At 59.1% G+C, this 20,489-nt stretch carries 18 protein-coding genes, 1 tRNA gene and 1 pseudogene; 9 read left to right on the top strand and 11 right to left on the bottom strand.

The window, feature by feature from the left end; translation table 11 throughout:
* Positions 1-13 precede the first annotated feature (13 nt).
* A complete protein-coding gene (locus JOE39_RS18475; protein WP_003318317.1) occupies positions 14-787 on the bottom strand; it encodes an ABC transporter ATP-binding protein in 774 nt (257 codons plus the stop codon).
* A gap of 525 nt (positions 788-1,312) precedes the next feature.
* On the opposite strand from JOE39_RS18475, the gene gabP reads away from it, so the two are divergent.
* Positions 1,313-2,704, top strand: a complete 1,392-nt coding sequence (gene gabP / locus JOE39_RS18470) for a GABA permease (protein WP_016569264.1) — start codon at positions 1,313-1,315, stop codon at positions 2,702-2,704.
* Positions 2,705-2,761: 57 nt separating this feature from the next.
* On the opposite strand, the gene JOE39_RS18465 is transcribed toward gabP, so the two are convergent.
* From JOE39_RS18465 to JOE39_RS18430, 8 genes and pseudogenes are all read right to left on the bottom strand, one after another.
* Entirely contained in the window at positions 2,762-3,247 is a 486-nt protein-coding gene (locus JOE39_RS18465) for a hypothetical protein (protein ID WP_003342242.1), read from the bottom strand.
* 143 nt (positions 3,248-3,390) lie between these two features.
* Positions 3,391-4,737: a PAS domain-containing methyl-accepting chemotaxis protein gene (locus JOE39_RS26485; protein WP_096133500.1), complete on the bottom strand. Its 1,347-nt coding sequence runs from the start codon at positions 4,735-4,737 to the stop codon at positions 3,391-3,393.
* Positions 4,738-5,047: 310 nt separating this feature from the next.
* On the bottom strand, positions 5,048-5,326 hold the full coding sequence (locus JOE39_RS18455; RefSeq protein WP_003318312.1) for a lipoprotein: 279 nt from the start codon (positions 5,324-5,326) through the stop codon (positions 5,048-5,050).
* A gap of 193 nt (positions 5,327-5,519) precedes the next feature.
* Positions 5,520-6,142: pseudogene (locus JOE39_RS18450) on the bottom strand (cell filamentation protein Fic).
* A gap of 338 nt (positions 6,143-6,480) precedes the next feature.
* A tRNA-Phe gene (locus tag JOE39_RS18445) sits at positions 6,481-6,556 on the bottom strand.
* A gap of 101 nt (positions 6,557-6,657) precedes the next feature.
* Complete coding sequence (locus JOE39_RS18440; RefSeq protein WP_024677940.1) at positions 6,658-6,930, bottom strand: oxidative damage protection protein; 273 nt, start codon at positions 6,928-6,930, stop codon at positions 6,658-6,660.
* The gene (gene mutY / locus JOE39_RS18435) at positions 6,927-7,994 is read right to left on the bottom strand and encodes an A/G-specific adenine glycosylase (protein ID WP_004415441.1); all 1,068 of its coding nucleotides are present in this window, start codon (positions 7,992-7,994) and stop codon (positions 6,927-6,929) included. Before mutY ends, JOE39_RS18440 begins: the two co-directional genes overlap by 4 nt.
* A gap of 82 nt (positions 7,995-8,076) precedes the next feature.
* Positions 8,077-10,302: an AsmA family protein gene (locus JOE39_RS18430; RefSeq protein WP_210078511.1), complete on the bottom strand. Its 2,226-nt coding sequence runs from the start codon at positions 10,300-10,302 to the stop codon at positions 8,077-8,079.
* Between the two features lie 496 nt (positions 10,303-10,798).
* On the opposite strand from JOE39_RS18430, the gene JOE39_RS18425 reads away from it, so the two are divergent.
* From JOE39_RS18425 to JOE39_RS18390, 8 genes are all read left to right on the top strand, one after another.
* A complete protein-coding gene (locus JOE39_RS18425) occupies positions 10,799-12,460 on the top strand; it encodes an OFA family MFS transporter (RefSeq protein ID WP_210078512.1) in 1,662 nt (553 codons plus the stop codon).
* Between the two features lie 215 nt (positions 12,461-12,675).
* On the top strand, positions 12,676-13,875 hold the full coding sequence (locus tag JOE39_RS18420; protein ID WP_004415446.1) for an amino acid aminotransferase: 1,200 nt from the start codon (positions 12,676-12,678) through the stop codon (positions 13,873-13,875).
* 93 nt (positions 13,876-13,968) lie between these two features.
* Positions 13,969-14,562, top strand: a complete 594-nt coding sequence (hisB, locus tag JOE39_RS18415) for an imidazoleglycerol-phosphate dehydratase HisB (protein WP_044310217.1) — start codon at positions 13,969-13,971, stop codon at positions 14,560-14,562.
* The gene (gene hisH / locus JOE39_RS18410) at positions 14,562-15,200 is read left to right on the top strand and encodes an imidazole glycerol phosphate synthase subunit HisH (RefSeq protein ID WP_003318304.1); all 639 of its coding nucleotides are present in this window, start codon (positions 14,562-14,564) and stop codon (positions 15,198-15,200) included. The genes hisB and hisH overlap by 1 nt, the downstream gene beginning before the upstream one ends.
* A gap of 4 nt (positions 15,201-15,204) precedes the next feature.
* On the top strand, positions 15,205-15,465 hold the full coding sequence (locus JOE39_RS18405; protein ID WP_003342219.1) for a DUF2164 domain-containing protein: 261 nt from the start codon (positions 15,205-15,207) through the stop codon (positions 15,463-15,465).
* 106 nt (positions 15,466-15,571) lie between these two features.
* Positions 15,572-16,309 (top strand): 1-(5-phosphoribosyl)-5-[(5-phosphoribosylamino)methylideneamino]imidazole-4-carboxamide isomerase, encoded by a 738-nt coding sequence (hisA, locus tag JOE39_RS18400; RefSeq protein ID WP_003372206.1) that lies wholly within the window; start codon positions 15,572-15,574, stop codon positions 16,307-16,309.
* A 19-nt stretch (positions 16,310-16,328) separates the two neighbouring features.
* A complete protein-coding gene (gene hisF, locus JOE39_RS18395) occupies positions 16,329-17,099 on the top strand; it encodes an imidazole glycerol phosphate synthase subunit HisF (RefSeq protein ID WP_002551458.1) in 771 nt (256 codons plus the stop codon).
* Positions 17,100-17,284: 185 nt separating this feature from the next.
* Positions 17,285-18,040, top strand: a complete 756-nt coding sequence (locus JOE39_RS18390; protein ID WP_065093475.1) for an ABC transporter substrate-binding protein — start codon at positions 17,285-17,287, stop codon at positions 18,038-18,040.
* Positions 18,041-18,044: 4 nt separating this feature from the next.
* Here JOE39_RS18390 and JOE39_RS18385 read toward each other — a convergent pair whose 3' ends face one another.
* Complete coding sequence (locus JOE39_RS18385) at positions 18,045-19,547, bottom strand: serine protease (protein ID WP_210078669.1); 1,503 nt, start codon at positions 19,545-19,547, stop codon at positions 18,045-18,047.
* Between the two features lie 157 nt (positions 19,548-19,704).
* Entirely contained in the window at positions 19,705-20,487 is a 783-nt protein-coding gene (locus JOE39_RS18380) for a divergent polysaccharide deacetylase family protein (RefSeq protein ID WP_210078513.1), read from the bottom strand.
* Positions 20,488-20,489: the final 2 nt, after the last annotated feature.

Here is a 20,489-nt window from a genome sequence, read left to right as displayed (position 1 = left end):
GGGTGTTGCTCCGTTAGCGGTGACTCGACATGAATTGTTTGCACCTTGCCGACAGCGGGTTTTCGAATACTTGCTGCGGTGTGCCCTGTTCTTCGACCATTCCCTGATGCAAAAACACCACTTCACTTGATACCTGACGTGCAAAATTCATTTCGTGGGTCACCAGCAGCATGGTCCGGCCTTCTTCAGCCAGTGCGCGGATGACGCCGAGTACTTCCTGAACCATCTCCGGGTCGAGGGCCGAGGTCGGCTCGTCGAACAGGATAACCTTTGGTTGCATGGCCAGCGTACGCGCAATGGCGGCGCGTTGCTGCTGTCCGCCGGAAAGTTGTGCGGGGTAGGCATGGCGCTTGTCGGCGATACCTACCTTGGCCAGCAACTCTTCAGCCACCGCAATGGCCTCTGCCTTGCTCTGACCCAGGACGCGACGCGGGGCTTCGATGATGTTATCGAGCACGCTCATGTGCGGCCACAGGTTGAAATTCTGGAACACGAAGCCGATCTGGCTGCGCAGGCGATTGATCTGCCGGTTATCGGCGGCAATCAGGTCGCCGTTGCGCGCAGCCTTGAGCTTCAACTCTTCGCCGGCCACCAGGATCTGGCCCTGATGCGGGTTCTCCAGCAGGTTGATGCAGCGCAGCAGAGTGGACTTGCCGGAACCGGAGGAGCCGAGGATCGATATGACGTCGCCGTCACGAGCCGTCAGCGAGATGCCTTTGAGCACCTCCAGCTGATCGTAGCGCTTGTGCAGGTTGCGGATTTCCAGGGCGGGCGTGGCCTCGGCCATGTGGGGTCCTCATTGAAGTGTGCGCGCTGGCTGCCAGCGAACGCCAAGCTAGCACAGCGTTTAAAGGACAACCATCGACGTATTGTGTCCAGCGTGGAGGCGCTCGACGGGTTGTCTCATCCGGGCAGCGGACGGTCGCAAGAAGGCAAGCACGGTGCCCTGTAAAACGGGGACGTGCGCGAAAAAGGCGCGATGTTGCCAGCTTTGGCCGGGTGTTGGAAGTAGCATTTGCTGAGCGGCGGTCTGATTTCTGCACCATGTTCGCGCTTAGAAGAAGGTTTGGGGCATTTTTGGTGCGTGCATAGAGACGAATCTGAGGCGTTTGGTAACAAATCCTACAGACTGCGTATAAAAGCCATCGTCTTGCATGCTTCACGGGTCAAGCCACAGGCCTCGTATTCTCTAAGCGACGTCGTTTTCGAAATATTTTGGCGCAATTCTTGCGTCAAATATAAAGAACGGCACCGTAGGTTTCTTTTTACGTAACGCTCCGGTGTGCCTCGCTCGTCTTGCACAGGTGGTTTTATGAGCAGTACCGCTAACTCTTCCGAGCTCGAACAAGGGCTGAAACCTCGACACATTACGATGCTGTCGATTGCTGGCGTGATTGGCGCCGGGTTGTTCGTCGGCTCCGGCCACGCGATTGCCGAAGCCGGGCCTGCCGTGCTGCTGGCGTATGCCGCTGCGGGTACGCTGGTGGTGCTGGTGATGCGTATGCTGGCCGAAATGGCCGTTGCCTCGCCGGACACTGGTTCGTTTTCAACCTATGCCGATCGCGCTATCGGTCACTGGGCCGGGTTCACCATCGGCTGGCTGTACTGGTGGTTCTGGGTGCTGGTCATCCCGCTGGAGGCCAACGCTGCTGCAACCATCCTCCACGCCTGGTTCCCCGACATCGCGATCTGGATGTTCACGCTGGTCATCACTTTGCTGCTGACCGCGACCAACCTGTTCAGCGTGAAGAACTACGGTGAATTCGAGTTCTGGTTTGCGCTGATCAAGGTCGTGGCGATTATCGCCTTCGTGGTGCTAGGTGTTGCGGCGATCTTCGGTCTGCTACCCACCAGCAACGTCAGCGGTGTCAGCCATCTGTTCGACTCCGGCGGCTTCCTGCCAAACGGTATGGGCGCGGTGCTGGCAGCAATGCTGACCACCATGTTCTCGTTCATGGGCACCGAGATCGTAACCATCGCAGCGGCCGAGTCCAAGAACCCCGGCAAGCAGATCACCAAGGCCACCAACTCGGTGATCTGGCGGATCTTCCTGTTCTATCTGGTTTCGATCTTCATCGTTGTGTCGCTGGTGCCGTGGAACGACCCGCGCCTGGCCGAAGTGGGCTCGTATCAGACCGTGCTCGATGCAATGGGCATTCCGAACGCCAAGCTGATCGTCGACCTGGTGGTCCTGGTCGCTGTGACCAGTTGCCTGAACTCGGCCCTGTACACCGCTTCGCGCATGCTGTTCTCGCTGGGCAAGCGCGGCGATGCTCCGGCGCTGTCCAAACGCACCAGCAAGGGCGGTACGCCTCACTGGGCGGTGATCATGTCGACTGCGGCGGCTTTCCTGACCGTGTTCGCCAACTACATCGCGCCTGCGGCTGTGTTTGATTTCCTGCTCGCCAGCTCCGGTGCCATCGCACTGCTGGTGTACCTGGTAATCGCAGTGTCGCAACTGCGTATGCGCCAGAAGCGCATTGCTGCGCGCGAGGCCATCGACTTCAAGATGTGGTTGTTCCCATGGCTGACCTGGGCCGTGATCGCGTTCATCGTCGCGGTGCTGACCATCATGCTGCTGCAGGAAGAGCATCGCCTCGAAATCATCGCCACCGGCGTGCTCAGCCTGTTGGTGATCAGCGCTGGCCTGATCGTATCGCGTCGCCGCAAGGCCGGTCGCGTAGGCGCTGCTGCGCTGGGTTGATCGCGCCCTTGGGCGGATGACGTTCGTGCCAATGCCACGCATTGGCACGAGCTTCCATCAGCGTGCGGCTCTGGTGTCTCTCTTCATCAGCAGGTCGGACGCCAGCGTGTAATCCTTCTGGAAGGCAGGGCTTTCGATCCACTCGATTGCGCTGTCTTCGTCTTCATCGTGGTACATGGCGCGGTACACGATCAGCAGGCCCATCATGAAGTCCGTGGCCGGGTCTTCGTCCTCTTCGGAAATCACCAGTGCCAGCACCGGGTACTGCAGGAAGACGACGCACAGCGCGAGCTGGCTGATGGCCTCCGCTTGCTTCATGGCCGTGAACAGGTCGTCGTAGTCGGCCGGGTCAAAACCGTTCTCGACAATGTCGCTGAAGTCGAAGGTATTGAGGTCGAGCTCGACGTCGTCGAACGGCTGGTTGACCAGCGCCGAGGCAAACACCGGATGAACCAGGCTGGTTGCAGCCTTGCCCGAGCGGTTCTGCTTGGCCTTGATCTTTGCGCGCTTGGCACGTTTTTGCTGCTTGTCTGGCGAGGCCATGAGCGGTCCTTTGGCTGGCGTGGGGTGCAATGGGCGCTATTGAAGCGCAGACGGGCCCGATAACCAAGGTTTGTGCAGTAATCAGCGGTCGATAAAAAACCCGCAACGTGCGGGTTTTTGATTTGCGGGGTATTACCGGCGCGTCACCGCTTACCCGGCTTTGCGAACGCTTCGGCTTCATCCATGCGGTTGGCGAACATGCTGACGGCTTCGACCGCATCGCTTGCGCCATCGCGGATCTGCACGATGACCTGCCCGGCCTGGTCTGCCAGCGTCACACCGCGAATGGCTCCTTCCTGCGTTGCGTCCATGCTCGCCACGGCTTCGCGTGTTTCGGCGAGGATCTTGCCAATCATTTCGGCAATTTCGGTGGTCGAGCCGCTGGTACGTCCCGCCAGTTGCCTGACTTCGTCGGCCACCACGGCAAACCCGCGGCCCTGATCGCCCGCCCGTGCCGCTTCGATGGCTGCGTTGAGCGCCAGCAGGTTGGTCTGATCGGCAATGCCACGAATTGTGTTGACGATGGCGGTGATCTGCTCGGAGCGATCGCCCAACTGACTCACCAGCTTCGCCGATGCACCGATGTTTTCAGAGATCTGACGCATCTCCCGCGCCGTGTCCTGAATGACCAGGGTTCCCTGTTCGGCCACTTTCTCGGTTTCTGCGGAGATATGGTAAGCGCGCGACGCACCATGCGCGTCCGCTTCCTGTTTTTCGACGCGCTGGGTAATGTCGCTGGCGAACTTGACGATTTTGTAGAGTTTGCCATCGACATCAAAAACCGGGTTATAGGTTGCTTCCAGCCAGACGACCCGGCCATGTTTGCCGATACGTTTGAACTGGTCACCGATGAACTCGCCGTGGTTCAGTTTGCGCCAGAACTCGGCGTATTCCGGGCTGTTGACCAGTGTCGGCTCACAGAACGATCGATGGTGCTTACCCTTGATCTCGGTCAGCGCATAACCCATGACGTTCAGGAAGTTGTTGTTGGCGGTTATCACATTGCCGTTGGGTTCGAATTCGCAGATAGCCATCGCCCGGTCGACAGCGGCGAGCTTGCTGTTGGTTTCGTTCTCCAGCATCACGCGTGCGGTGACGTCCAGAGCGTACTTGACCACCTTGACTACGTTGCCCTGCGCATCGATTACCGGGTTGTAGCTGGCTTCGAGCCAGACGCTGTGGCCATTCTTGCCGACGCGCTTGAAGGTGCCCGAGATAAATTTCCCGGCCTTCAGGGACGCCCATAGGTCTGCGTACTCGCGGCTGCGGAGTATCTCCGGTTCGCAAAAGTCGCGATGCGTCTTGGTTGTCAGTTCTTCGGCCCGATAGCCCATCGCCGCGAGGAAGTTATCGTTGGCCCGCAGGATCTTGCCATCGAGGCTCAGTTCGACCACCGCCATCGATTTTTCCAGCGCGCTTGTCAGTCCGTTGAGTCCATCTACCTGGGCCTTCATGGCCGTCAGCTCAGCTTTGTTCTTATTTCCGAACATAACGTGCCCCTTGGTGTATTTGCGGACTTACTGTGATGAGGCTATCGACACCAGAACCTGTGGCGTTAATGCATGAGTGCAATAATCCTATAAATAAAGCAAGTGATTTTTTGGCGTCAGAAATTTTGCGATTTTTTACCGAGAGCGGCGCGTCGGGAGTGGATATCGAATCTGCTTGAAAGGGCTTTGCCCGCCAAATTCCGGACAAAGAAAAGCCCGCGATGGGGGAGCGGGCTTAAGGATTCACACTTGGGAGCAGCTCTACAATGACGCGGCCGCTGTGAAAACTTTGTGAAGAGTTTTCACTGTTTTACTTTTTTTCAGGCTGAATGGTATTGGTCACTTCGGACGTCGGCACGAAGGTCTTCGACTCTTCGGCAGCCGCTTCCTTGGACTCGGCTTTATCCTTGGCCGCTTCGGTGTTCTCTTTGGCCGCTTCGTTCACTTTGTCCTGAGCAGACTCCATCTTCTCCTGGGATTTCTCCTGATGCGCCTGAGCGTCCTGTGCCTTCTGTTCGGATTTGCTGTCGCAGGCAGCCAGACCCAGAGTGGCGGCGAGGATGAGGGCGGAGGCGGTTAACTTGAGCACGGAATTTTCCTTGTGGAAGCAAATGTATGGCTTCGAGGGTTGACGGGGGGAGTTAGTTCAATGGGATGGGGGTACTCATGGGGCGCTCTTGCCCGCGCTTCTGCGTCAGCTCTATGGTTTGTGGTGGCTATGAATTTTCCAGTCTCAAACGCACGGAGAGGCTAATTTCGCTCGTGCGGCCTTCAACCCATGATCAAGGCTTTTCCAGTGGCTCAGGTATGAACCCCTGATCCCTGAGAGACTTGATTACTCCTCGGATCAGATAGTTGTTTGAAAATCCGATGGTGTACTGCCTGGCACCCGCGCTGAGGGGCAAAAGCATTCCTTGATCCACTAGCTTTCTAATCAGGTAAGTTCTTTGATTGCTTGACTGTCGAGGCAGCACTTTTGCTACATCTGCAGACTTTACGATCTTCAGCTTGATTGCGGCAGACAGCACTGACTCTTCTGTTTCTGTGATCCATTCTCTTTCACGTGCGAACGCCACAGCCGGGACAAGGATGCATTTGGTCAGATACGCATAGTCTGTGAGGCGGTCGACCTTCTCAACCTCATCACGAATACCCTCCAGTACGTATGTGCACCACGCCTCAAGCCCTTCTTTTGTTCCTTTGTCGGCCGTAGCAAGCATGGCGTAATAACGCTCACGATCATTGCAGAACACGGCCGTAGGATTCAGGACGCGGCCACCTGCGGTGGCGTATCGCCTTCAAGCCTAAGGCGACGTAGATGCTCCAGTTCGCTCAGCACATCAACGAGATCTGAGTCGAAGGACGGATTCAAAAGCTCAAGGTCGTGGTGAGTAAACATAGGCATGTGAGAAATATCTCAGTCGATCTGAAAGATTATCTTGAAAAAAGGTCCGCTAGGCGCCGTACTTTAAGTGCTTAGCATGGCATGCAGAAAAAATTATCTTGAATTCAGCTTTGCGCTAAGTGAAAAGAGAAGGCTGGTTAAGTGGAACGTCACCTCGGAGGGTGGAGGCGGGCGCTTTAGCGTGTGGTGAGAATAGGTTTCCAGATCGAACGGGATCTACCCACATGCCTTTGGACTTACAAGGGGGGCGTTTGGAAACCCCGGACAGCAAAAAGCCCGCACGAGGCGGGCTTTTTGTGTGCTTTCAGGTGTGCTTGGCATCACCTGAAAACGGAAGGTGGTGCCCAGAGACGGAATCGAACCGCCGACACGGGGATTTTCAATCCCCTGCTCTACCGACTGAGCTATCTGGGCAACGGGGCGCATTAGACGTGTTTTTCAGGAGGTCGTCAAGCGTGTTTTTTAAAAAATTTGAATTATTACCGACGCTTACGACCTTCACTGCGTGAAACGCTTTATTTTTCGGGGGGAACGTAGCCTTCGGCCTGGGCGTATTCTTCGCCCGAGAGAAACTTGTCCATCTCGGTCTGGAGGAATTTGCGGTCTTCGGCGTTCATCATGTTCAGGCGGCGTTCGTTGATCAGCAGGGTCTGGTGTTTCTGCCAATCGGCCCAGGCTTTCTGCGAGACGTGGTTGAAGATGTCTTCGCCCTTGGCACCCGGATACGGGGCGCGTTCCAGGCCGGGCAGTTTTTCTTTGTATTTGCGGCACATTACGGTGCGGGTCATGACGACTCTCCTGCGTTCAATACGTCGGCTGCGCGTTTGAGCAGCTTTTTCACCGGGGCAGCAAGGCCCAGGCGTGGCGGGGTGGCGAGGTTATACCAGAGCCAGTCGGCCTCGGCCACGTGATCGGCGGACTCGCGGACCTTGACCAGCCAGGGTTCGATGCTCAACTGGAAGTGGCTGAAGGTGTGGATAAGTCCCGGCAGTTCATGGTGCTCGCCCAGTTGCAGCGCGTGTTGCGTGGCCAGGTGCTGAAGGTCATCGAAGTCATCCAGTTCCGGCAGGCTCCACAGGCCGCCCCACAAGCCGCTGGAAGGGCGGCGATAAAGCAGGATCGCGCCGTCTTCGTTGGCGAGCATCGGCATGAGCGTGCGTTTCTGCGGCACGGTCTTGCGCGGCTTGGGGATCGGGTAGCGCGTTTCCAGGCCCAGCATGTGCGCCTCACAACTGCGCTCCAGCGGGCAGAGCAGGCAGCTGGGTTTGCTGCGGGTGCAGAGTGTGGCCCCCAGGTCCATCATCGCCTGGGTGTAGTTGTTGACCCGGCTGTGCGGCGTGAAGCGTTCAGCGGTGGCCCACAGCTGTTTGGCCACCTTCGGTTCGCCAGGGTAGCCCTCTTGCGCGGTGAAGCGCGCCAGCACGCGTTTGACGTTGCCATCGAGGATTGGCGCGCGAATGCCCATGCTCAGGCTGGCAATCGCGCCTGCGGTGGACAGGCCGATGCCGGGCAGCAGGATGAGTTTTTCGACATCGCGGGGAAACTCGCCGCCATGATCGGCGACGACGATTTTTGCCGTTTTCTGCAGGTTGCGGGCGCGGGTGTAGTAACCCAGCCCGGTCCATAGGTGCAGCACTTCGTCCTCGGGCGCTTCGGCCAGCGCCTGCACGCTCGGCAGGGCCTCCATGAAGCGGTCGAAATAGCTCAGAACGGTGCTGACCTGGGTCTGCTGCAGCATGATTTCCGATACCCAGACCCGGTACGGCGTGATGTCTTGTTGCCAGGGCAGGTCATGTCGGCCATGACGGTCGTACCAGTCCAGCACGGCGCTGGAGAATTGTTCGGGTTGCATGGCCTGGAGGGCTCTCGTCGAGATGTGAGTCGGGATATTAAATGGAGCGCCGCGAGGGCGCTCCTGAGCAGTTCACGTTGCCCTAGCGTTTGAACAGTCCCTTGAGGGCGTCCTTGAGCTCGGGGCTGACCTTGTCACCGAGTTTGTCGTTCAGCTTGTCCTCAAGCTTCTCGCTGATCCGGTCGCCCGCCAGTTTCGCAGCGATCTGGCCGACGCCTTCCTTGTCCAGACGGCAGGCCTTGGCGCCCAGTTCCAGCGGGCCACGGCACTGCACCGGCCACTCGATGCCGACAAAGCGCGGGTTGATCTCGCAGGCCGGGTCGGGCATGTCGCTCTTGTCGCCTTCGACGATGATGCCAACGCGGTAGTTCATGCCCAGAACGCGCAGGTCGACGTCGCCGTTACCGTTGACAGCCATGCCCGGCGTACGGACCTTGAGGTCCGGGTTGCTGGCGACGCCATTGCGTATCACCAGATTGCCGTTGAGCTGCTGGAAAGGAGTGTCCTTGGCGCGCGGTTCGCCGCTAAGCGTCTTGCGGTTGAGGATCGAAATACCCTTGCACAGTTGCTGCTCCAGGTTGGCATTGACCAGTACGCCGTTATTGAGCGCAAAGCTGGCGGTGCCGTTCAGGCTGTCGATCAGGGCTTTTTCGCTGTTGCCTGTGCCGGTCAGGTTGCTGTCGAGGTTCAGCAGGCCACGCACCGGAGGTGTCTGGCCCTGGCTTTCCAGAATGCGTTCGACCGGTACCTTGGCAATGCGCGTCTGCACCGTGGCCACTGGCGTGTCCGGACGCGCGTCCAGATTGCCCTTGACCTCGAAGTTGCCGTTGTACAGATCGCCACTCAGCGTATCGACCTTGATAAGACCAGCATTGGCCTGGGTCTTGAGCGCTGCGTTGTCGATAGGCAGTTTGTTCAGGGTCAATTTGCCGAAGCTCAGATCAGCCTCGACATCCAGCGCACGCAAGCGCTCCAGCGGCAGCAGCCTGGCAGTGCTCCAGGCGGCCTTGGTGGGTTGTTCGGGGAGCGGCGAGTCGCCCGCAGCGGCGGCGGCTTCACCGGACTGTACCTCGGATTTGCGCGCGGCCTTGGCACCTTTGCTTTCTTCGCTTTCAGCCGGACGGTAGCGGTCGGCGTCGAAGGTATCGCCCTTGAGCTGGACACGCAGCGCCTGTTTGGCGAAGTCGTCCACCGCGATGCGACCCGTGAAGGTGCTGTCGTCGACTTTCAGGTTGAGGTTTTCCAGCGCAAGGCTGGTAGGCGTACCCGCCAGGCGCGTGACCATTTCAACCTTGCTCAGCGCGCCCTCTGACATGGCCGGCAACGGCTGGCCGATGTTCTCGAAGAACGCGCGCAGATCAAGCTGGGCAATGGACAGGCCGCCGCTGATCTGCGGCGTTTTGTCCAGATCGCGGGCACGCAGTTCGCCGAGTGCACGCAACTGGTTGGCCGAGACTTTGAGGCTGTTCCATTCAGCGATGTTGGCGGCCAGGTCGACCAGCAACTGGCCCTGCGCCGAGAAGGTCACGGTCTTGCCTTGCAGCGGCTCGCCGGCGACTTCACCGGACAGGCGCATGTCTTCGAACTGATAACGCTTGAGCACGCGATCCATGCGCAATGCGCCGACCAGCTCGGTCTTGGCGCGCACAACGGGCTGGTTGGTGCTCAGGAACGCCGTCAGTTTGATCGGGATATCGGACGCCTCACGAATCGGCCCGGTACTCAGCTGAATGCTCTCGGCCATGAAGGTCCGGCCTTTTCGGGCATCGCTGTAATCCACGCGGGCGTTGTTGACGGTCAGGCTGTCGATATCCAGGCGAATTGGCTGGGATGGGCGATCCGCTTTGGGTGCGTCCGCAGCCGGGGCTGGCGTTGTCTCGCCAGGTGCTTCAGTGCTTGCCACGACAGGCTTGCCGATGTCTTCCCAGTTGCCATGACCGTTTTCATCGCGGTGCAGGGTCAGGTTCAGGCCTTCGACGCGAATGTCGCTCATCTGTACCTGGCGACGAAGCAGTGGCAGGACGCGAACGGACAGGCCAAGCATCTGCACATCGGCGAACGGCTGATCGGGAGCGGTCAGGGTGGCGACATGGGCGTCGTGCAATTCCAGGCCGAGCCAGGGAAACAGGCTCCAGCCGATATCGCCATTGAGCGTCAGCTCGACGTTGGCCTTGTCGCGTGCCAGCTGGCGAATCTCGTCTTTGTAGTCGTTGGGATCAAACAGGTGGGTCAGGGCAAAGCCGAGAGCCACGATGATCAGCAACAACCCGAGAATAAACAGCCCCAGGATTTTGCCGAACGCTTTCATGGGCGAGTCCTTGTGTCGATGTTCAAAAATAGCCCACGAGTATACCGCTCTGACGAGCCGACCGGGCTGCGGATACCGTTATTGCTATCTAGCCTCCGGTTCGGGACGCTGGCACCGTGCGCCACTACGTTTGGGAACCGATGAAAAGTGCGAGTGGTCTTGTCGCGATATATCTTCCGAATCTTCGCAAGCCGGCCGAACACCACGCAGGTGCCGGTCCAACTAAGCTCAAGACAGGTTTTCGTGAGTGCTTAATTGGTTGTATCTATGGCTCGATAGAGCACGTGGATTAACTTGCGAAAATAGACAATAAAAAGCATATGACGAGATGCTTATTTGCCATCAGAGAGTGATAGTCTCCGTTTTTGCTGGGTCGGGTGCGTCTTTTTGTCACGTATCTGAATAACCTGCCGATAAAACAGACATGGCCGCTCGGCACTGAGTCTGTGGCGGACCAGCGGACCATCTGCGAGCTTCACACATTGGGGTAATTATAATGAGCACAAGCACAGCCTTGGGCGGCGATGCCGTTCAGCCTGCGTTCTTGTCCAAAGAGCGCATTATCGCCAAGCCAGGTTTCAACCGTTGGCTTGTTCCACCTGCAGCATTGGCCATCCATCTTTGTATCGGTATGGCTTACGGCTTCTCGGTATTCTGGTTGCCGCTGTCGAAGGCTATCGGTGTTACGGCACCTGTCGCTTGCACACCGGACATGGGTTTTTTCGCGCAGATGTTCGCGTCGACCTGTGACTGGCAGATCTCCATGCTGGGCTGGATCTACACACTGTTTTTCATCTTCCTGGGTTGCTCGGCTGCCATTTGGGGTGGCTGGCTGGAGCACGCAGGTCCACGCAAGGCGGGTGTGGTTTCGGCCCTCTGCTGGTGCGGTGGCTTGCTGATTTCCGCACTGGGCATTTATACGCACCAGATCTGGCTGATGTGGCTGGGCTCGGGCGTAATCGGCGGTATTGGTCTGGGGTTGGGCTATATCTCCCCGGTATCGACCCTGATCAAGTGGTTCCCGGACAAGCGCGGCATGGCGACCGGGATGGCGATCATGGGCTTTGGCGGCGGCGCGATGGTGGGTGCACCGCTGGCTACGGCTCTGATGGGTCACTTCGCTTCGGCTGAAAGCGTGGGCGTATGGCAGAGCTTCGTGGTGATGGCGGTGATTTACTTCATCTTCATGATCGGCGGTGCACTGGGCTATCGCGTTCCGCCAACCGGCTGGAAGCCTGAGGGCTGGACCGCTCCGGCTGCCAAGGCCAAGAACTCGATGATCACCAACCGTCACGTGCACGTCAGCGTGGCCTGGAAGACACCGCAGTTCCGTCTGGTCTGGCTGGTGCTGTGCCTAAACGTATCGGCCGGTATCGGCATCCTGGGCATGGCTTCGCCGCTGCTGCAGGAAGTCTTCGCTGGCAAACTGCTGGGCGTCGACCTGACCTTCAGCCAGCTCAATGCCGACCAGCTGAAAGCCATTGCTGCGATCGCAGCCGGCTTCACGGGTCTGTTGAGTCTGTTCAACATCGGCGGTCGTTTCTTCTGGGCTTCGTGCTCGGACTTCATCGGTCGCAAGGCAACTTACTTCGTATTCTTCGCACTGGGCTTCCTGCTTTATGCGTCGGTTCCGACCCTGAGCCATATGGGTAGCATCGCGTTGTTCGTGGCCGCGTTCTGTATCGTGCTGTCGATGTACGGTGGCGGTTTTGCGACGGTTCCGGCTTATCTGGCTGACCTGTTCGGTACACAGATGGTCGGTGCGATCCACGGTCGTCTGCTGACTGCTTGGGCTGCGGCCGGTGTGCTGGGTCCGGTATTGGTCAACTACCTGCGTGAGTACCAACTCGCCCACGGTGTTGCACGTGCCGACGCCTACGACATCACCCTGTACATCCTGTCGGGTCTGCTGGTGCTGGGCTTTATCTGTAACCTGCTGATTCGCCCGGTTGCCGACAAGTACTTCATGACCGACGCCGAACTGGCGGCTGAACAAGCCATCGGTCACGACAAGGGTGCCAACGCCACGACTTCGCTGGAGTGGAAAGCATCCGCAGGCAGCAAGCCATTGGTCATCGCGGCCTGGCTGGCCGTAGGCATCCCGCTGGCATGGGGCGTCTGGATTACCCTGCAAAAAACCGCAGTGCTGTTCCACTAAAAGCCTGCCGGTAACAGAAAAGCGCTTGCACCTCGGTGCAGGCGCTTTTTTTTGCCTGGGTTTTGGTGCGCTGCGCTTTTGATCATCGCGTCCGGATTTTATTCGTCGCGATAGTCATATTCAGTTGACCCTATGTACTCGATGCACTGCCCGTTCCGGTGCATACGCTGCTACATTAGTCAGCCCTGATTTTATTGCCCGAAGGAGTTGTTTGCATGCTAGCCCACGTGGAGTCATACGCCGGTGATCCGATCCTTTCGCTGATGGAGACCTTTGGCAAGGACTCGCGGGCGGACAAGGTCAATCTGAGCATCGGCCTGTATTACGACGCACAGGGCCGCATCCCGCAGTTGGCATGCGTAGCAACGGCGCAACAGCAACTGGCCGAAGGCGAACAGGCAGCGTCTGTGTACTTGCCGATGGAAGGCCTGGCAGCGTATCGGCAGGCGGTGCAAACCCTGTTGTTCGGTGCCGATCACCCGCTGGTTCAGGCAGGCCGCGTCGCCACCATTCAAACCGTGGGCGGCTCGGGCGCGCTGAAGATAGGTGCCGACTTCCTCAAGTATGCGTTTCCGGACTCACAGGTCTGGGTCAGTGACCCGACCTGGGAAAACCATAACGCGCTGTTCGGCGGGGCGGGCTTCAAGGTCAACGCGTACCCGTACTTCGATGCCCAGACCGGCGGCGTCAGGTTCGAGGCCATGCTCGACACGGTACAGGGGCTGCCGGCGCAGAGCATTCTCCTGCTGCACCCGTGCTGCCATAACCCGACCGGTGCCGATCTGACGGTGGCGCAATGGGACCGCCTGATCGACGTGATCAAGGATCGTCAGCTCATCGCCTTCCTGGATATCGCCTATCAGGGCTTCGGCAAAGGCATCGACGAAGACGTCTATGCAATCCGGGCGATGGCCAACGCAGGTATCACAACGCTGGTCAGCAACTCATTCTCGAAAATCTTCTCGCTGTATGGCGAGCGGGTAGGCGGGCTGTCGGTGGTCTGTGAAGACGCGGCGTCCGCGGCCAACGTGTTCGGCCAGCTCAAGGCGACCGTGCGCCGCAACTACTCCAGCCCGCCTGCGCATGGTGCCTTCCTGGTCTCGAAAGTGCTCAACACGCCGCACTTGCGCGAGCAGTGGCTGGGTGAAGTCGAGGCCATGCGCCTGCGTATCATCGACATGCGCACGCGTCTGGTCGAGGTGCTGGCGCAGAAGGTCTCCGGCCACGATTTCAGCTTTATCCTCAGGCAGAACGGGATGTTCAGCTACACCGGTCTGACCCCGCAGCAGGTCGACGAACTGAAAGATGTTCACGGCATTTACATGCTGCGCAGTGGCCGGGTGTGCATGGCAGGTTTGAATGAAGGGAATATCGACAAGGTATGTGACGCAATCGCGAGCCTCTTCGCCCGTTAAATACCCTGCTGGTCGTCTGTTTGCTTCATGGCGGGCGCTTCTGGGCCTATAATGCTCGCCTTTTTTTCGCCCAATGATTTTGCGGAGCTGGTGATGGCCGAACGTAAGGCGTACGTCGAGCGCAATACTCTGGAAACCCAGATCAAAGCCTCGATCAACCTGGATGGTACCGGAAAGGCCCGATTCGATATCGGCGTGCCTTTCCTTGAGCACATGCTCGACCAGATCGCCCGGCACGGGCTGATCGATCTGGACATCGAATGCAAGGGCGACCTGGCAATCGACGATCACCACACGGTGGAAGACGTCGGTATCACCGTGGGCCAGGCGTTAAGCCAGGCGATCGGCGACAAGAAGGGCATTCGACGTTACGGCCACGCCTACGTGCCGCTCGACGAAGCGCTGTCGCGCGTGGTCATCGACTTCTCCGGGCGTCCGGGCCTGCAGATGCATGTGCCGTATACCCGCGCCACCGTAGGCGGCTTCGATGTGGACCTGTTTCAGGAGTTCTTCCAGGGCTTCGTCAACCACGCGAACGTGACGCTGCACATCGACAACCTGCGTGGCACCAACACTCACCACCAGATCGAGACCGTGTTCAAGGCTTTCGGTCGTGCGCTGCGCATGGCGGTCGAGCTGGATGAGCGTATGGCCGGGCAGATGCCATCCACCAAGGGTGTGCTCTGATGCAGACAGTTGCGGTCATCGATTACGGCATGGGCAACCTGCACTCTGTCGCCAAGGCGCTGGAGCATGTGGGCGCAGGCCGTGTGCTGATTACCAGTGACGCCAAGGTGATTCGCGAAGCCGACCGCATCGTCTTTCCGGGTGTGGGCGCGATTCGCGACTGCATGGCCGAGATTCGCCGTCTGGGCTTTGATTCGCTGGTTCAGGAAGTGAGCCAGGATCGCCCGTTTCTGGGGATCTGCGTCGGCATGCAGGCGTTGCTCGACAGCAGCGAAGAGAACGGCGGCGTGGACTGCATCGGCATGTTTCCCGGCCAGGTAAAGTTCTTCGGCAAGGACCTGCATGAGGAAGGCGAGCACCTGAAAGTGCCGCACATGGGCTGGAACCAGGTCGCTCAGGCGGTGGATCATCCGCTGTGGCATGACATTCCGGACCAGGCGCGTTTCTACTTCGTGCACAGTTTCTATATCGATGCTGCCAATCAGCGTCAGGTGGTCGGGCGTGGCCATTACGGCCTCGATTTCGCCGCCGCGCTGGCCGACGGTTCGCGTTTTGCCGTGCAATTTCACCCTGAAAAGAGCCACACCCACGGCCTGCAGTTGCTGCAGAACTTCGCCGCCTGGGATGGTCGCTGGTAAGCACATGAGCAAAGCCAAGGGCAAGCCGCCGATCCTGACCCTCTCGCCCGAGCACGAGCAACAGGCGATAGACAAGCTCAAGCGCCTGTTCGCAGAGCGTTTCGAGCTGGATCTGGGCTCGTTCGAAGTGGCTGAAGTCCTCGAGCTGTTCACGCGCGAGATTGCCCCGCATTACTACAATCGCGCCATTTTCGATGTTCAGCAGCAGCTCAAGGAGCGCTTCGAGAGTATCGAAAGTGACTTGTGGGCACTCGAAAAGAATTAGATAAAGCAGCTTCAAGCGTTGAGCTTCAAGCCGCAAGAATCAGTGAGTACGCATACTTGCAGCTAACCGCTTGCAGCTTGCCGCTCTTTCAGACCAAGGAATAAGCATGCTGATTATCCCCGCTATCGATCTCAAGGACGGTGCTTGCGTCCGTCTGCGTCAGGGCCGGATGGAAGATTCCACGGTGTTCTCCGATGATCCGGTGGCCATGGCCGCCAAGTGGGTCGAGGGTGGCTGCCGTCGTCTGCATCTGGTCGATCTGAACGGTGCGTTCGAAGGTCAGCCGGTCAACGGTGATGTGGTCACGGCCATCGCTCGACGCTACCCGAACCTGCCGATCCAGATCGGCGGCGGCATCCGTTCGCTGGAAACCATCGAGCATTACGTCAAGGCGGGCGTGAGCTACGTCATCATCGGCACCAAGGCCGTCAAGGAGCCCGAGTTCGTGGCCGAAGCCTGCCGTGCGTTCCCCGGGAAGGTGATTGTCGGTCTGGATGCCAAGGACGGTTTTGTCGCCACCGACGGCTGGGCTGAAGTCAGCTCGGTGCAGGTCATCGATCTGGCCAAGCGTTTCGAGGCCGATGGCGTGTCGGCCATTGTCTACACCGACATCGCCAAAGACGGCATGATGCAGGGCTGCAACATCCCGTTCACCGCGGCATTGGCGGCTGCCACGCGGATCCCGGTGATCGCTTCGGGTGGCATCCATAACCTGGGCGACATCCAGGCGCTGCTGAATGCGAAGGCTCCGGGCATCATCGGCGCAATCACCGGCCGTGCGATTTACGAAGGCACACTGGATGTGGCCGAAGCTCAGGCGCTTTGCGACCGCGAACAACGCTGAACAGCTGGAGATTGACCCTGTGGCCCTAGCCAAACGCATTATCCCTTGCCTGGACGTCGACAACGGTCGAGTGGTAAAGGGCGTCAAGTTCGAAAACATCCGCGACGCAGGCGATCCGGTGGAAATCGCTCGTCGTTACGATGAGCAGGGTGCCGACGAAATTACATTCCTCGACATCACCGCCAGTGTCGATGGCCGTGACACCACGCTGCATACCGTCGAGCGCATGGCCAGTCAGGTGTTCATCCCGCTGACCGTTGGCGGCGGCGTGCGTACCGTGCAGGACATCCGCAACCTGCTCAATGCCGGTGCCGACAAAGTCTCGATCAACACGGCCGCGGTGTTCAACCCCGAGTTCGTCGGTGAAGCCGCCGCGCGTTTCGGGTCGCAGTGCATCGTGGTCGCTATCGATGCCAAGAAGGTCTCCGGTCCGGGCGAAACCCCGCGCTGGGAAATCTTCACCCACGGCGGGCGTAAACCCACCGGGCTGGACGCGGTGCTCTGGGCGAAAAAGATGGAAGACCTGGGCGCTGGCGAAATCCTGCTGACCAGCATGGACCAGGACGGCATGAAGAACGGCTTCGACCTGGGCGTCACGCGCGCCATCAGCGATGCGCTGGGTATTCCGGTGATTGCTTCGGGTGGCGTCGGCAACCTCGAGCACTTGGCTGCCGGCGTCATCGAGGGCCATGCCAGCGCTGTGTTGGCGGCGAGTATTTTCCACTTTGGCGAATACACGGTCCCCGAGGCCAAGGCTTACATGGCCAGCCGCGGGATTGTCGTGCGCTAAGTCACTGCGCATAAAGGCGGGCGCCGCTTGTTTCAGGCCAAGGGTTTGAAACAGCCGGCGCTCGCTTTGTTTCAGCCCTGTGGAATTCGACTATTGCCTGTAAGCGACATCGCCGGACAGCGTGCTAGACAGTGCGCCGGGTTCACGGCACTCTGCATGCGTCGTTCACGATCGAGTGCCGGAACATGTTCAAACGCCTATTGCTTGCACTGATCGGGGTCGGTGTCTTGTCGAGTGAGGGTGTCCGGGCCAGCGAGTCGACGCCTTATTCCATGGTGTTGCTGACCGAGAACTTCCCGCCGTTCAACATGGCGGTCGACGGCAAGAATTTCGCCCAGGAAAACAACATCGACGGTAGCGCCGCCGAGGTGGTGCGCGAGATGTTCAAGCGCGCGAATATCGGCTACAGCATGACGCTGCGCTTTCCGTGGGACCGGGTCTACAAACTGGCCCTGGAAAAGCCCGGTTACGGCGTGTTTTCCACGACCCGCCTGCCCGAACGTGAAAACCTCTTCAAATGGGTCGGCCCGATAGGTTCCTACGACTGGATCATGTTGGCGCGCGGCGACAGCCCGATCACCTTGACGTCGCTGGGACAGGCCAGGGATTACCGGATCGGCGCCTACAAGGGCGATGCCATTGGCGAGCGTCTGAAAGCCATGGGCTTGAACCCGATTCTGATGTTGCGTGACCGCGATAACGTGAAAAAACTCGCCAACGGCCAGATCGACCTGTGGGCAGTAGGCGATCCAGTGGGCCGCTATCTGGCGAAACTGGAAGGCGTGACGGGCCTCAAGACGGCGCTGCGGTTCAACAGCGCCGAACTTTACCTGGCAGTCAACAAGAGCACGCCTGACGAGATCGTCAGACGCCTGCAAAAAGCCCTCGATCAGATGCGCGCCGAAGGCTGGGTCGATGCCGCCAAGGCGCACTATCAGTAGCCGCTCAACCTGCTGTGGGCGACGGGATGATGTCTTCGCGCAAGGCGGATGGCTGGCCGTTGATGTCGTGGGCGTAGGTGCAGATCTTCAACGGCAACGACTTCGCGCGTAATAACAGATTGCGAAACTGCGGCTTGAAACCGTCAGAGGCTGAGCAGTCGGTGGTGTCCGGCTTGCCCATTTTGGCCGTGTAGTAGTCGATCAGCCGGTGCTCGTGCGACCAGATGACCGATGTCGCGCCAGATCGGTTCTTGCCGATCTCCATTTGCGGTGCCGGGGTGGGGCCTGCCGGTTGCAGCTCTATCGCAAGCGTCAGTGCGTTGCGCATCAGGCCGATACTGGGGAGTTGTTCCGCCGATGACACACCGATCATGCACAGCCAGTTGATGCCGATCTGTTTGTCCACAGGGGCATCGATGGCCGCGTCCTGCGAGCTGATGGTATGGCTGTAACCCACCGGGTCTTCGCACTGCAGGGCCGAATAGACCTTCTTGTAGCGATACAAGGGCGTGTCGACCATGAAGCGCAAGTCCCAGGATGGATAGACATTCCTGCCCTCGGCATCCAGTTGCACCCGGGCATGCTGTGCGGGCTGCCTGCCCAGCGTTTCGAAATCGACCGAGAAGGCTGGAAACAGATCGCAGACTGCCGGGTCCGTACTCAGCGTGCCGCTGACAAAACACTTCTTCAACAGCGTGACCGGGTTGCCATAGTTGCTGTCGGCGACCATGGGCGGAAAGCCGGGTATTTCATCACTGAGGTCTTCGATCGGGGTATCTGAAGATGCCTGGTTGGTGAGGTGCATGACCGCATAGAGCTCGCCGTTGTCACGGGTCAGCAGCGGACTGCCGGACGCGCCCGTACCGACATCCCGGCACTGATTGCGTACGGTGTGACGCCAGACCCAAGGCTGCTCCATGATCACTTCCGACGTCTGGTGAACACAGGCCGCCATGCGCAGATGCCCGGTATCCTTGTCGAGCGGTGCGCCCACCCACAAAATGTCGCGACCCTGTTCGGGCATCTCCCTGGCGAGCCTGATCGGCTGAATACCGTCGTTGACGAGCGTTTCAAGCGTGGGCTGCAGCTCTACGATCGCCAGGTCTACGCCCTGCATGCTGCTCCAGCTGACGCGCTTCAATGGATAGCTGCGCGCTTTGCTGTCGGTAAAGAAATTGAACTGCACGCTGCCTTCGACTTCGCCATCGGTGATGATCACGCCATTCTGACGATTGATACAGTGGCCGCTGGTGAGTACGTAGGCGGGCGCGTCAGACGGGCTGTCGACGCTTCGGCTATCGATCAGCGTCGCCGTACAGTTTGACCCTGACCTGCTGTCGATACGGCCTATGCCGTTCCAGTGGTCGCGTGAGCCGTCGGCGTTGAGCAGGGCTGTCGAAGGTGCGAGAGCCATTAGCCCTTCGCCCAGGTCTTCAGGTGTGGCGTGGATGGAAAAAGGCAGCAGTGCGGCAATGCAGCACGCAACCGTCATCATGGTCGGTTTCATCATCAATCCCTGATAAATGTGTCTGGGCCCCCGTCATTGGGGGCACCTTCCTTTAAGCCGGAATTGACACGTTTATCAAGGCAGAAGCGGTGGTGGACACGGAAAGTAGATTTGTCGGACTTAGCGTATGGAAAGTGCTGACGCGCAAGAGGCGCGATCAGCGATATACCCCATTCTTGCCATGCGCCGCACTCGCCTGATTGCCGCGTTCGCTGATCATGCTGCGCAGGTCGATCCATTCGACGCCTTGCGCTTTGAGGTTGGGCAGTTCGCGTTCCAGGACGTCCAGCGTGACAGGGTAGGGGTGGCCGATAACCACGGCCGAGCCATATTTGCGGGCGATTTTTATCGCGGTCTGCAATTGGCGGGTGATGGCTTCTGCAGTGCGTTCGTCGTCCAGGAACACGTCACGCGAGACGCTGGCCAGCCCGATACGCTGTGCCTCGGCGGCTGCCACGGTTTTCGCACTGGTGCGGCTGTCGACGAAAAACAGGTGACGGCGCTGTAGCTCGGCCATCAGCCAGGTCATGGCGACCGGCTCGGCGGTCATCCGGCTGCCCATGTGGTTGTTGATACCGGCTGCATACGGCACTTTCAGCAGGGCAGCATTGAGACGGCTTTCCAGCTCGGGCAGTGGCAGTTCGGGGTGCCAGGCGTAAGGACCAGTCGCGGGGTCCATGGGCATGTGCAGCATGACCGTTTTGCCTGCGCGATGAGCTTGGCGGGCAAACTCGGTGGCATGCGGGGTGTCGGGCATGATCGCCAGGGTGACCGGGCCGGGAAGCGCCAGTGTGCGGCTGTCGCGATCCTGGTTCTGGCCCAGGTCGTCGATGATCAGGCTCAGGTAAGCCTTGGGCGGTTTGCCGCTGTTCTCGGCTGGCGCTGCATGAGCAACGTCAGTGATCGAGAGGGTCAGCAGTAGCAGAGCCAGAAAGCGCATCC

This window comes from Pseudomonas sp. PvP100 (assembly GCF_017833055.1).
Lineage (GTDB): Bacteria > Pseudomonadota > Gammaproteobacteria > Pseudomonadales > Pseudomonadaceae > Aquipseudomonas > Aquipseudomonas syringae.
The sequence above is the reverse complement of the archived record's forward strand: the minus strand, read 5'-3'. Positions and strand labels throughout refer to the sequence as shown.